General features: G+C 47.8%; 8 protein-coding genes. All 8 read right to left on the bottom strand.

Annotated elements, in window-relative coordinates:
- Positions 1-41: 41 nt before the first annotated feature.
- From B9A91_RS00560 to B9A91_RS00595, 8 genes are read right to left on the bottom strand one after another with little or no spacing between them, the layout of a single operon-like run.
- Complete coding sequence (locus B9A91_RS00560) at positions 42-2,354, bottom strand: DUF5703 domain-containing protein (protein ID WP_144008813.1); 2,313 nt, start codon at positions 2,352-2,354, stop codon at positions 42-44.
- Positions 2,354-3,805: a sialate O-acetylesterase gene (locus tag B9A91_RS00565; RefSeq protein WP_084236391.1), complete on the bottom strand. Its 1,452-nt coding sequence runs from the start codon at positions 3,803-3,805 to the stop codon at positions 2,354-2,356. The genes B9A91_RS00560 and B9A91_RS00565 overlap by 1 nt, the downstream gene beginning before the upstream one ends.
- Entirely contained in the window at positions 3,798-5,102 is a 1,305-nt protein-coding gene (locus tag B9A91_RS00570) for a bile acid:sodium symporter family protein (RefSeq protein WP_084236393.1), read from the bottom strand. The genes B9A91_RS00565 and B9A91_RS00570 overlap by 8 nt, the downstream gene beginning before the upstream one ends.
- Before the next feature lie 5 nt (positions 5,103-5,107).
- The gene (locus B9A91_RS00575) at positions 5,108-5,770 is read right to left on the bottom strand and encodes an aspartate/glutamate racemase family protein (protein WP_084236395.1); all 663 of its coding nucleotides are present in this window, start codon (positions 5,768-5,770) and stop codon (positions 5,108-5,110) included.
- Positions 5,771-5,790: 20 nt separating this feature from the next.
- Positions 5,791-7,167 (bottom strand): four-carbon acid sugar kinase family protein, encoded by a 1,377-nt coding sequence (locus B9A91_RS00580; RefSeq protein ID WP_235012332.1) that lies wholly within the window; start codon positions 7,165-7,167, stop codon positions 5,791-5,793.
- A gap of 8 nt (positions 7,168-7,175) precedes the next feature.
- Positions 7,176-8,420 carry a ribulose-bisphosphate carboxylase large subunit family protein gene (locus tag B9A91_RS00585; RefSeq protein ID WP_084236399.1) on the bottom strand — a complete coding sequence of 415 codons (1,245 nt, stop codon included), beginning with the start codon at positions 8,418-8,420 and terminating at the stop codon, positions 7,176-7,178.
- Between the two features lie 10 nt (positions 8,421-8,430).
- Positions 8,431-10,461, bottom strand: a complete 2,031-nt coding sequence (locus tag B9A91_RS00590; RefSeq protein WP_084236401.1) for an aceric acid hydrolase — start codon at positions 10,459-10,461, stop codon at positions 8,431-8,433.
- A gap of 11 nt (positions 10,462-10,472) precedes the next feature.
- The gene (locus B9A91_RS00595; RefSeq protein ID WP_235012336.1) at positions 10,473-13,829 is read right to left on the bottom strand and encodes a glycosyl hydrolase; all 3,357 of its coding nucleotides are present in this window, start codon (positions 13,827-13,829) and stop codon (positions 10,473-10,475) included.
- Between the last annotated feature and the right edge of the window lies 1 nt (position 13,830).

A 13,830-nucleotide genomic window follows, 5' to 3' on the forward strand; every position in this document is an offset into this window, starting at 1 on the left:
AGTAAAAGGGCCAAAATAACTACGCAATCGTTGCCAAAATCTTATTTCATCATCAGTATAATATCTTTCCTCCTGGACTCGGGGACGACCCTGAGCAGTTCCAGCTTCCCCTTTTTGAACATCACTTCAACCGTAGTCTGATCAGGTGCATGGAGCTTAAAATGCACATCCCATTCTTTTGGCCAGGCCGGCAGCACATAGATTTTTCGATGATGGCTTTGCAGCAGCATTTCCTGCAAGCCCATCATCCCTGATCCGCCCCAATTGTGATCGGGTACCCAATCGAATCCGGGCCCCCAAAAGGCGGGAAAACGCCTGCCCGAATCTTTCAGCTTTAAAAGGTTCAGTTCAGCAGCTGCTGCAGTCAGCCCCAGCCTTGCTGCAAAAATATTATCCTGTTTCCAGCCTACATGACTCCTGAATTTCAGGACATCTGCATCGTATTTAAAGGTATTGATTGCTGTATCCAGGCCGCTTCTGCCAATGCCGTATATCCCCCATGGAAAGACCGGGTACAATTGCGGACTTTCGGTATTGTTTACCCGTTCCCATGTTTTTGCAGGGGCAATGGTTGGATGTCCGCCGAAATCACGGAAACTGAGGGGCGGTATGCGTTTCAGCATGGCTGTCCAATCTGTACGCTGCTGTTCAGAAATACCCTCCAGTGCCAGCAAACTCCCCAAAACCGTTTTCAATGCGGCAATGGTTGAGCTGGCATTATAGGCCATTTTATAGGTTTCAGCAGCAGATCCCGGGTACAAGATCAGGTGTCCATCTGCATCCAGTGCTTTACTGCCCCTTTGCCTGGCCAGCATGGTGTAGTGCGCATCAAAAAAACTGACACAGCTTTCAATGAAAGGCAGGTACTCCTTTACATCCTTACCTGCATAGTTTTGAATTTCCAGCATCATCTGGCAGAACTCCAGTACGGTATCCCACTGGTATTCCAGCCAGGCATTGTATTCCATCCCCGGATCGTAGCCCTCCGGTCGTTTCCAGCCATATTCAGCCGGGTTAGGCAGTCCAAAATTTTCCAGTTGTTCCGTAAAACTGGCCCCTTTGTGTTTCCAGTAAAAGGCTGTTCTTATTTCTGCATTTTTCAGCAGACGGATATAAAAATCAAACTGCGGCCTCATCAGGTCCGCATCCCCGCTTTTCAGCATGGGCCAGTATACCAGGCGCTGATTTTGTGCGGTATGGGTCCCTCCGCCCCAGTTTCTGAAGTCAGGTGTAAAATTTAATGTTGTATCTACAAAAACCGGATCATAGGTAAAAAGCCCGCCGTTAAATTTTGTAGGGTAAGTACCAAAAGCATTACAGCCCAGCATATAGCGGAACAACTGATAGTTTTTGCCAGCCTGTGTAACCAGTTGCTCCTCCTCGTTGTTCATGTGAATAAAACTGCGCTGCCAATAGGCATTCCACCATTTTTTACTGGCTTTAAAGTCACGCTCAAAATCTTCCGCCTTCTGTTTTGTCTGGGCCAGGCCTTTTAGCCATTCCTGCACACTACCGGCCTGCGCTGTATGCAGTGCGATTGTAATGCCAATGGATTTCAGTGCCCGGGTATTTTTTAACTTCCAGCCTTTGAAAGGTACCCCGGCATAACTGCCGCTATAATTACCGTCGGCCATCATTCCGTCGCCCTGCATTGAGCCGCCAAACACCAGGTTCTTCAGCGGATTAAACAGCTCGTCTTTCAGGCTTTCCATTCCCTGCTGTTTTACCGTAACGTCAAAAACAGATTCGGCCTTATTCTGATGAAAAAACAATACAGTTTTGTTATTGAATGTGATGCTGTCCCTAAAGGTTTTCACTTCGCCCTGTGGTGCCCATTTATAGGAATTCTGGTTATTTTCCTTTCCTTTGGTGATGCGATCGTTATGCCTCCAGCTTTCGTATCCCGCCACTGCGATGGTTTTATGGTTACTTTTTACGTCCAGGTGCACCACAGGTTTAAATACATCAACCCATACATTTACTTCTGTACGTAGGCTGCCCCTGGCGCCTGTAATTTTAACATAACCATCTTTCAAAACAAGCTCTTGTTTAAATGAAGACTTTTCATCAAAAGGGTTCGGGCTCAGTTTCAACCGCATTCTGCCCAGCTTAAGCAGCGTATTGTTTTCATCAAAGGTTCCGCTTCTGGCTATATAAAGGAACAGTTCCCCATGCTCTACCCATACATTTAAGCCAACATCACCCCCGCCGCAAGGCATAGAAGCCGCAGCATTGGCACTCTGACTTGTCCATATTACATTTTCATCAGGATTTGCCCTGCTTTGTGCCTTGGCACCAAACAGAAAGCCTGCCGACAAAAACAGCCACACGATATATTGTTTAATTCCTTTCATCAATTGTCCCAATCGTCCGTTCTAAATGAAGATACCGGTAAGCCATCTGTTCCGTATAAATCGCCGGTCACAAAATCCTTAAATGCATAGCGCACAGCTACCGGATTTTTTACCTGCTCTGCTGAAACAGTAATGCTGCTCCCCGAAATCTTCGCTACAGCCGGAAAGAATTTTTTATCTGCTCCGGCTATTTCAAATAAAGTTAAGCTTTTACCAAAAGATGTAAGGCCGTTTGCTGCATTTTGAAACTTCAGCACTACAGCATTGTCTTTTATACTCATAGATTCATAGGCTGGGCTGGCATAACTAAAGCCCTTGATGCCGTAGGTATTGCCCAGGGCCAGGTAAGCCAACCTCGTTCCTCCCTTTTCTTTATTGGCAGGATGAATGGAATTTTCTTCACCAATATCCATAAGCACTGCCATACCCGAAACAGGTATTTTGGCCAGGGATTTACGTTGCGCATCCCTGATAAATGCCGAATTGTATTTACCGCCTTTGTGGTATGGCGGCAGCTGAGCATAGTTATAGGGTGCAATCTGTGCATAATAGAAAGGAAATTCCCCTGCGCCCCATCCCTCTCTCCAGGCTTTCACCATCGCAGGGAACAGTGCTTCATAACCGTCTGAACGCTCGTAATTGGATTCGCCCTGGTACCAGATGGCTCCGCGTATGCCAGAACCGATAACCGGATACAACATGCCATTATACAAAGTAGTTGGGGTGCGGCTCACTTCCTTTATCGTATCGGTCTTTACAGGGATTTTAATTTCCGTAAAAGGCTGCAGCTGTTCGGGCGACATCCAGGCCTCAATAGAGGATCCACCATAACTGTCGTTAATCAATCCTACAGGTACCTGCAGCAGCTCATTGAGCAGCCTGCCAAAATAATAAGCCGTTGCACTGAAATTAGCTACTGTTTCAGGTGCAGCTGTTTTCCATTCCGAGGCCTTGCTGTTGTCCTGCTTTTCTGTAACCGAAGAACGCGGAACGGTGTACAGCCTGATCTGCGGATTGGCGGACTTCAGAATGGCCTCATTTGAGCCCAGCACAGGCTGTCCCTTAAATCCTTTCATCGGCATTTCCATATTGGATTGCCCGCCACAAAACCATACTTCCCCAATCAGGATATCCTTTAAAACAAGGGTGATGCCATCGCTGACACTGATATCATACGGTCCTCCGGCCTTTGGCGTGCTTATTTTCAACTTCCATTTTCCGGCAGCATCCGCTTTTATACTGTATTTCTTCTTATCCCATGACGGCACAACGGTAATATTTCCATTGGGTTTTGACCAGCCCCATAAAGCGGCTTCCGTTTTTTGCTGCAATACCATATGATCGGTAAAAATTGAAGCCAGTTTTACCTGCGCAAAAGACAGGCTTTCGGATAGTAAAACCAGGAGTAAGGTGAGTATTGTCCTATAGACATTGAAGCTAATTTTATTCATGCGAAGTTTGGTTTAATTCTTCCTTTTCTTCTTTTATTGCCTTTTTACGCCAGTAATTGGCGAGTATAGATCCCGAAATGTTCATCCATGGACTAAAAACAGCCGCTGCCAATCCAACAGTTCCCAGCTTGCCCATTGATCCGGCCAGCCCCGAGGCCATTCCTCCGTTTTGCAGTCCAACCTCAAATGCGACTGTTCTGGACGACTTTTTATCCAGACCGAACAAACGGCTCAGGAGATAGCCAAAAAAGTATCCGGCCCCGTTATGGATCACCGAAGCCAGGAACAGCAAAAAACCAACCTGCATCAGGTTATCCCGCCCTGCGGCTGTAGTCACTGTAGTAAAATAAACGATGCCAAACATGGAAATATAAGGCATAGCCGCATCCAGTTTATCAAATTTTATGGCACACCAGTGGTAAATCATTCCGGTTAGTACTGCCCCTGCAAAAAAACTCAGGATCTCGGCCGAAGCCATTGCCTGTTCAGGTAAAACTCCTTCCATGCTTTTCCATAAGCCAAATGGTAGCGCTGTAAGCCAAATAATACAGCCTGCGGCAATCAGGTTCATTTTTTTTTGTCCCGAAGGGCTTGCATTTTTAAGGTAATCATGGATCAGTGCCGCCCCAATTGGAACAATGACAATCTTAATGATTTCCATCATCATATTGATGAATTTGATCTCAATCAATGTTCCCGCCAGCAGCTTCATCAGTAAAGGTGTCATGAAGGGTGCAATAAGGGTGGCCATAGCCGTAACTGCAACCGAAAGCACCAGGTTTGCCCGGGCAATGTAAACCATTACATTGGAGGCCAGGCCACTGGAGCAGGAACCAATTAAAATGATACCTGCTGCAATTTCAGTCTCAAAATGAAATACACGGGTTAGCAGCAAACCCATTAAGGGCATGATCGAAAAATGGCAGAGCAGACCAATAACCACACCCTTGCCGGTAGATGCCAGGCCAGTAAAGTCACGGATACCCATCTGGATTCCCATACCAAACATCACCAGTTGCACCACTACCAAGATGAGCCACTTGTTTCTGAGGTCGAAATCGCCCCATTTTAAAAAAGCTGCAGGGTATACCATTCCCGCTACGACAGCAGCAATGATCCAAGCAGTATACTGATAGTTTTTCAACGGCCCGACCGCGCCGATCCCAATAGCTGCACCTACAGCCAGTACAACTGAAGCTGGTTGCCACAAATGGGCATCATTGCGAAAAATCCCCAGCAGCAGCACAATAAGGCCAAGTAATGCGGCAAGCAGGAAAAACCTGCGGATGGTTCTCATAATTCCTATTTAAACAAGTCTGCAAGGTGCTGGATGGCCAGTACCGGGCTGGCTAAGATGGGGATGCGCCTGGCTGACTCCGGCAGGCCATCTACCACCCGCGACATAGATGCCTGGGCCAGGACAATCACATCTACCTCCGCAGACAATTCCATCAATGCCTTTGCCACCATTTCATCGTGTTTTTCTGGGTTGCCCCCCATAAGCGCCTCAAACGCACCTTCACAAAGTTTTGAGCGGAGTTCAATTTCCTTTCCCGCAATTGCAGCGCGCCGTCTTACCAGATCACTGGTAGGTCCGAGTGTGGTAGGTAAGGTAGCAATCACACCAATTTTTTTCCCTGTTTTCACTGCCAGATCAGCCATGGGCTGGTCTACCCTTAACACAGGTACAGCGGTTAACCCGGCCGCAGCCTCAACGGCAGCGCCAATTGAGGAGCAGGTAACCAGGATAAAATCTGCACCCGCATCGGCTGCCGAGCCTACATGGTCCACTACTCTTCTGGCTGTAAGCGCTGTCAGTTCATTGCGCCTGATCACGTCCTTAATCAGACTGTCGTCAACAATATTAAACACATTGACATCAGGTAAATATTGGCTGCATAGCTGCTGAAAAACAGGAACCAGTGTAGCTGAGGTATGGACAAGTCCAAGTGTTTTAGTTTTCATATTTTTAGGTTATATCTGTTTCATTTAAAAAAATCTTCCTTTCCTACCTGGCCACCTTTGAATACCACCTGCAGGCCGTCTACTGTTGAACCTGGTGCATATGCCCGGCAAAGCGGGGCGCCGGGACTAAGTGGGGCAATCATTTCCACCGCTTCAATACCCATTGCCCTGGCAGCATAGCTGGAGGTATCGCCCCCGGCCACAATGATGCGCTGAATGGGCACCTGTCCAGCAGTAAAACGCGCTATCATTCCCAATAAAGTGCCATAGAGTTGTGCGGTCTCTGCTTTTCCAAATCCTTTTTCGTCAAATAGTCCATCAGTTGCGGCAACCCTGGGATCGTCCATACCCAGGCTGGTATGCAGCAGCACATCTATCCCATCAGCGATTAGTGCCGAGGCCTGTGCTGCATATTTTAATGCCGCAGTATGAATAAAACCGGCATTTGTGCTAAAGCCTCCGGCCGGAGCTTCGGCGGCCAAAGCCGCTGTATCTATGCCGATTCCGGTGAATCCGTTTTTAAGCGCATAGGCAATCTGCGCTGCAGTTACCGATGAGCAGCTGCCCGATACCACGAGCAGGGGGCCTGATTTGTCTGGCTGCTGCCAGGATACCTGGTGATTTAACATTCCCCTTTCCCGCCAATGTGCACCAAGGGCCATTTCAATGCCGGAAGATCCTGCAGAGAACAACGGTTTTTCTGCCACAGTCATGCCATCTATAATTGCACCGATACTTTTCAGGTCTTCCTGCTCAAGCGCATCAAAAAGCAGCACTTCCTGCGTTTCAAGATGTGGTTTTTGAGCCTGTTCCTGATACCGGCGCAGCTCAAGGATATCGAAAAGACCTATTTTTTTGTCGGTTTGCCTGCCCAGATGCAGACGAAGGTCACTTTCATCAGCAGGCGTCACCGGGTGATTGCGCATCGAAGGGTGCCGGTCAAGACGGTAAATCCCACCTTCGCTGCCAATTCCCATGCGGGCAAACAGGTTGCCAAACAGGCAATAACGGCCCAATGCCGGGGCAGCAACCAGTAAAGGTACAACTCCAGTCTGGAATACCTCTGCGCCAATATCGATGGCTTTACCAATGCTTCCTATGGAAGGGGAAGAATCAAAGGTAGAGCAGACTTTGTAATGAACATGTCGTGGATTTAACAGGGCCAGGGCAGTAAATACGGGTGTGAGCTGTTCGTCCATTTCAGCGGGCGACATGGTCCTCCCCGTTCCGGCGATACCGATAGCCTGCAATTGCGGATAACGCTGCAGCTGTTCCTCCGATGGGGCAGCAATAAACAGCACAGTTTTGATGCCGGAGCGCCCCAGAAATTCCAGTGCATCGGTAGATCCTGTGAAATCATCGCCATAAAAGGCCATTAGTAAACGGCTATTGTCCATTGCTTCTATTATTTTTTGCCAAATACGGTTACAGAATGTCCAAATTCAGGGTATTTTACTGCAGCTTCAGCTATCGACAGTCCATCTACTGCTGCCTGCCATGCTTGCTGCATGGCAATTACTCCCCCGGCCGGGCCATCGGGATGGGCCATAATCCCTCCTCCTGCCATGTATAAAAGATCTACAGATTGAATGCGGCGATAAGTTTCCGGTGCCTGCCCGCCCCATTGTCCGGACGAGACCACCGGCAATACCGAATAGCCACCAAACATAGGCCTGTAACAAGCCTCTATTGAGCGCACCACAGAATCGTCAGATTCCCAGAACTTATTCTGAATGCCATTTACATGGATCTGGTCTACTCCTGCCAGGCGCCAGAGCTGCTGATAAGCCGGAAACTCGATTCCAAGCAAAGGGTGCCTGTTTAACATCCCCCATCCATTACGGTGTCCGTGAATAGCGAGCGCACCCATATCGGCTATTTTTTTTACTCCGGAGAGCCCCACACTGTTTAAGCTGATCATTGCGGATGTTCCACCGGTGTTGACAATCTTTTCGTAGTTATGCTGCATCTGGTCTATATCATCGCTGATGTTAAAAGCGTACATTACTTTCTTTCCACTGCGGTCGGCCTGCCTGTTGATCACTTCCATAACTGCATCCACCCTTTTGTCAAAAGCTGAGTTGGCCGATGAGCCCAGCAGTTCATCGTCTTTGATAAAGTCTATACCTGCAGCTGCCAGTGTACCTACCAGTTCGGCGGTTTGCTCCGGACTCATGCCTATGCTGGGTTTAATAATGGTCCCTATCAGCGGCCTGTCGTAAACACCGGTTAGTTTCCTGCAACCTTCAATTCCAAATACCGGCCCCCTGAAAGCAGTTGCAAATGAAGGTGGCAGTTCAATATCCATTAATTTAAGGCCGGTAAACTGGGTCAGCTCATACAAATTGCCCTGCAGGGTAGAAACCATCACCGGCAGGTTGTAGCCAAAATTCTCAATCGACCAGGAAACTTCGATCATCGCCCGTTGGTACTTTCCACCAGAGACAAGCACACCAGGTATAGCCGGTTCATCGGCAGTATCTAAAACCGTGATCTTTTCTACCCTGGCTGCAAAGCGCTGCTTCAATTCTTCGGTTTCGCCCGGCACGGCAATAAAGGTGCCCGAAGACTGCTCACCTGCAAGTACGGCGGCCGACTTCTCCAGATCCAGTGGTGTTTCTATGTAATATTTTGCAGTTATTCTTTCCATAGTCTTGTTGTTATCTGCTGAACGGTAGCCAAACCGACATTTCCGAATGCCCGCGGTTGCCCCAGGCAAAATAAGGTACCAGTTTTACAGGAACGGTAGTTTTGGCCTCCGTAACCGGTCTGTACAATACATTTTTCCAGTTTTTTTGCTCAATCCAGGTAGCATTGCCTTCCAGGCTCATCATATCTGCCCCATCAATTTTTATAGGAGTGGCCTTCAGCTCTATGCCGGAAGGCAGACACACATTAAAAATCCTTTTACCAGGCATATCCGGGGATTCCAGGCAGTAAACAACCGGGCCACGTTTCACAGCAACCTGGTTTCTGTTCTCTTCAACCAGGGGATTGGCCTCTATCAATTGTGCCTCCATTGGCAGTATCAGCTCTACCTGGTCTCCAGCCTTCCATTTTCTGTTCAGCTCAGCATAAGTACCCGGAGTAATGGCAATAGCCGCTTCCTTTCCGTTCAGCTTTAACACCCCCTTTGTTGCCCAGCCCGGTATCCGGAAAAACATAGCGAAAGGCTTGTCGCCAGCAGATTTTACAATGATCCTGATGTTTCCATCCCAGGGATAATTGGTTTCCTGGCTCAGGCTCAGTTTTGATCCGTCTTCCAAAGTGGTGTTGATGTTATTTCCGCCGTATAAATTAAACCATAAACCCTTAGCTGAAATGCTGTAAGCATAATCGCTGACCTCGGCAATTGTGCGTACTACGTTTGGCGGACAACAATTGGACAAACCGATGTATGGAACACGGTCTTTGGACCAGCGCTGTTTAAAGGGCAGGTCATCCGAATAACTCAGCGGATTGGTATACAGAAATTTCTTCCCGTCCAGGCTGATACCAGACAATACACTATTGTGCAGGGCCAGTTCCATCACATCTGCATACTTTGCATCACCTGTAATCTGCAGCATGCGCCAGTTCCAGAGTACATTGCCAATATTGGCACAGGTTTCATTGTGTGCCGTAAAATTAGGCAGCTGGTAATCCCGGCCAAAAGCCTGATGGATCTTCTGCACCTCAGCAGGGTTATAAGAGGTGCCGTCTGGCGAAGTGCCATCATACAAAGAACCGCAGCCGCCGGTTACATACATTTTATGCTGGTTTACATCCTCCCACATCAGATTAAGGGTACGTATTAAAGAATCGTTACCGGTTTCAGCATACAGATCGGCTACACCTGCATACAGGTAATTGGCCCTTACCGCATGGCCCATTGCTTTCGTTTGCTGCAAAAAAGGAATCCTGTCCTGGTTATCATCTGTACCATCCTCTATTTTTCCTTTGATGGCAATCAGGTGTCTGGCCAGCTCCAGGTAACGCGGGTCCCTGGTGGTCCGGTACATTTCAATTACCCCCATATAATGCGAAGGACAAATGGCGTTCCTGGCCAGAGCGGGAGAAGCTTTTTTGTAGAAGTTGTACAGATATTCTGTTGCCTTTTTAGCCACATTGAGGAGCGAAACCTTACCGGTTGCACGGTAATGCACACAGGCAGCAGTCATCAGGTGGCCAATGTTATAGGCTTCAAAACTCAGGCGGTCCTGAAACTGGTTCTTGGAGCCTGTTTTCCGCTGCTCAATCATGGCCTTGGTGTATATATAACCATCGTCACGCTGTGAGCGGGCAATCACAGCAATGGCCTTATCCATCATTTCGTTTAATTTCGGATCAGGTGTTGAAGCATAAAGACTGGCCACCGCTTCCAAAGTTTTGTAATAATCGCCATCATGAAAAGAGGGGCCTTTATGTGATCCTGTATCCAAACCCGCGGCTATTTCAAAGTTTTTGAAAGCATGGCTGATGTTTGCATCATTATAAATGGCCCACATGTTAGGCACCATCGTTTCGCGGGCTACTTTAAACCGGTCTGCCCAGAAACCTTTGGTCCAGCTCACATCGCTCATATTCAGACTGCGCAGCTTAACATACTTGCTTTGAGAGGTATTTACCAGGCTTTTATCCTGGGCTTTACTGAACCCCACATACAGGATAAAACAAAATCCTAAAACAATTACTTTTTGCAGATTGATCATCTTTTTCTTTTTTAATTTTCCAATGTCTTAAACACACGTACCGGACCAAGCAAACCAGCCTCATTCAAAGGTTTACCCTCCAGCCGCAATGTGGCCGTTGTTTTGGTGATCCTTTTGTTTTCAGGGAGGTGCTGGTCGCCCATCAGCCTGTTGGCCCAGGTATTGGTTACTTCAATACGCAACTGGTTGTTTCCGCTGCGCAAAGCGGCAGTAATGTTTACCCTGTAGGGGCTTGTCCAGGTCACCCCGCAGGAAATTCCGTTCATTTTTACCTCTGCTATACAACCTACGTTGCCCAGATCAAGAAAGTACGCTTGTCCGGCCTCCTTTTTAATTTTAAAATTGCTGGTATAAACAGCTGTCCCGGAATAATACCTGATCAGGCTATCCGGATGTTTGCTCCAGTCGCTCAACGCTTTGAATACAACGGGTTTTGCAGGACCACCATAAGCGGGGTCAAAAGCAACCTTCCATGCCGCGTTTATCGTACTCAGCTGATGCAATTCCGGCCAGTTGTTACCAGTATATACCTCTTTTGCACTGACATTATCTTTGAACAGGACAAAAACTGAGGCATTGGCTGCCAGCTTAAGCGAAAACACCGTACGGTTATTTTCTGCTTTCCAGTTCTTTACCGGATTGCTTTGGTCGTTTACCGCATCGTACAACACAGGAATTTTTCCCGACGTCCTGAATGAAAACTGCAATATCCTTTCCTTATTTTCCTGATTGGCAATAAAATAAATTTCTTTATCGGGTGCAGTGCGATGGGTATAAGTCATCTTTTTTGCGTAGCTGCCGGTGTGTTCTTTTATGATCAGGTCCTGTGTTACACCCAATGGATCTAAAGTCTCCTGCTGATACGGCCCAATGACCACCTGTCCGGCACCAATATTTCCACCGCTCCACAGTTCATCAACAATTTTTTTAAACCCGGGGGCCTGTTTTAAACCCGGCTGGTAAAGCGGCTTTTCGTTCAGCAGCACTTTGGCCCCTGCTTTAACCAGTTCAAGCAATTTCTTTACGGTTTCAAAATTGACATATTCGTAATTTGGGTTCAAGGCCATTTTACCAGGAACAACCAGTACACTATAAGTAGCACCGCTTTCAAATACTACTTTTCCATTTTTAACAACCGCAGTATACAAGGCGTCCGGATTAAATGAGTCGTAAGCATAGCCCCTTAACGGGTTTATCCAGTCCTCCGCGTCGGCCATATTTGCCGAATGTGTTACACCAACCGGTTTCTGGCGTACAGGTTCACCGGTATTGGACAATCTTCTGGCTTCAGCCTCCACAACATCTTTTCCAAACAGCCCGGGCAATGCATTTACCAGCCTTTCTGGCAAAACTGACCGCCTTGGCAGTTCATCACCGGTAAATACAGCGATATCAGCCACTGGCTTACCTTGCTGCAATAGCTCCTGGCAGCGCTCAGCATAGGCCACCCATGCCTTGCCTGGTTTCCACCAGGTTTGATCACGCTGGAAGTAAAGGCCTATCCCATCCAGGGTCATGCCTGGCTTGCGGTCTGTCCATGGGTTAAGTGTAAACACATGGTACACCATTTTATTGATGCCAAGGGCATAGTTCCGGTCCAGCAATGTCTTCATATTGGCCGGATGCTCGTTCCAGTCCATCCGCAGTGTGGTAAATGCTTCGGCCTGAATGATATTCTTTCCATAAATATGTGCGCCCGAAATGGCATCCAGCATGTCGTTTGGCTTGTCGTGTGTTGGGCTGTTGAGCCAGAACTCTCCCATGGGTACATCAACATTTTTGAAGTGCAGCAAACCATCGCTCAGCATGGTTGGCGCAACATTTTCAGCGGCAAAATTTACGCCCTTTTCCTTGGCCAGCGCAGCCAGGGTAACATAAAACTGATCTGCTACCAATTCAGCAATGGTTTGTCTGACATCATATAAAAAGCCTTCAGTAACTTCACTGTTTTGTAGCGGTATGCCCAGCATAGCCGGTAAATAAGGCATAAGATCATATCCGCGTCGCTGCTTAAATTCAGCAGCAAATAAGTACGACCAGTTCTGGCTGCCGCACTCCCAGCTGTCGACATAAAAATAATTCAGCACTTTTTTAGCAAGTTCAGGCCCAACTTTTTTCAGCGCTTCCCCATACCAGCTATCAAATTGTAGTTTAACCGCAGCAGGGTTAAATTTATCGCATTCCAGTCCCATACCCCCACCGCCCGTAGCATTTTTATGCCCGGTTGAAGTATGGCCCATCCTCAGTATGGTCCAGTTGCCCGGTGGCGCTGCCCAGTCCAGCGTTCCATCGGCTTTAAGTTTATCGCTCAGATTAACCATCCGGTTTAAAGGGACATAGGATTTATCGTCCAGCATTTCCTTTGTTGTACGCTTGCTTACTCTCCAAACGGCCCCAGCTTTGCCCTCAAACTGGTTGATCTTTGGTTCGGCCGAAAGTTCCAGACCACGCAGCTTTAAAGATGGCTTCCATTTGGCGGCATCAAGGTCTTCCGAACCAGGTTCAGATCCGCTTTTATCATAAACAAAACGGTAATACTTTGCAGTAACCGCCGGAATTGCATGAGTTACATCTGCATCAGTATCCTGCCAGCCATGGCGTGGGGGCTGCAGGCGGGCAGCAGAACGAAAAGTTTTTCCATCATTACTTACCTGTACTTCCAGTCGCTGCGCCTGGTAATTGTTTCCACCTGTACGGATGGTTACAGTACGGCAGGTAAAAGGCTCCTTAAAAGCATACTGGATCCAGCAGGGCTCATTGCTGCCAAAGTTTTTGGTATTGCCTGGTTTTACCAGTCCGCTTCCATCGGCACCGGTACTCGTTGTAATTTCAGGGACTATAGTTTGCGTTGTTACGCCCGTACCTTCAGTTGATGGCCAGGCATAAACTGCAATGTCTTTATAATAATTCTCTAAAGTTTCCGGTTGCTGTAACTTCAGTTTAACTTTAGTCCCGCCTTTAATATTCAGCTGTGTGGCCACTACCTTTTGCATGGAAAGCTCAGGTGTGATCCATGGCCCTCCAGCCAGTGCGAAACCATCGCTTACATGCAAACCAAGCTTTAAGTTCAAACGCCCTGCTTCAGTTACAGCAAACTTTATCATATCCCACCACTGCGGGCTAAGCTGCTGTGCTACCGGTGTAAATACTGGCGGATTGGCTGCGCCTTTAATGCAGGCAATATAGGCTCCCCCCAAACCAGCAGTTTTCATTGCTTCCAGATCGGCGGTAATTCCGGCCTTTGAAACCCCTGCCTGCATCCAGTACCACAGCACCCAGGGCCTTGTTGTTTCGTTTTGCTGGGCAACTGTAATTTTCGCAAAACAGAAACAAAACAGCAAAGCAAATGATACGATCTTTGCAGACATC

The sequence above is a fragment of the Pedobacter africanus genome (genome assembly GCF_900176535.1).
Taxonomy (GTDB): Bacteria; Bacteroidota; Bacteroidia; order Sphingobacteriales; family Sphingobacteriaceae; genus Pedobacter; species Pedobacter africanus.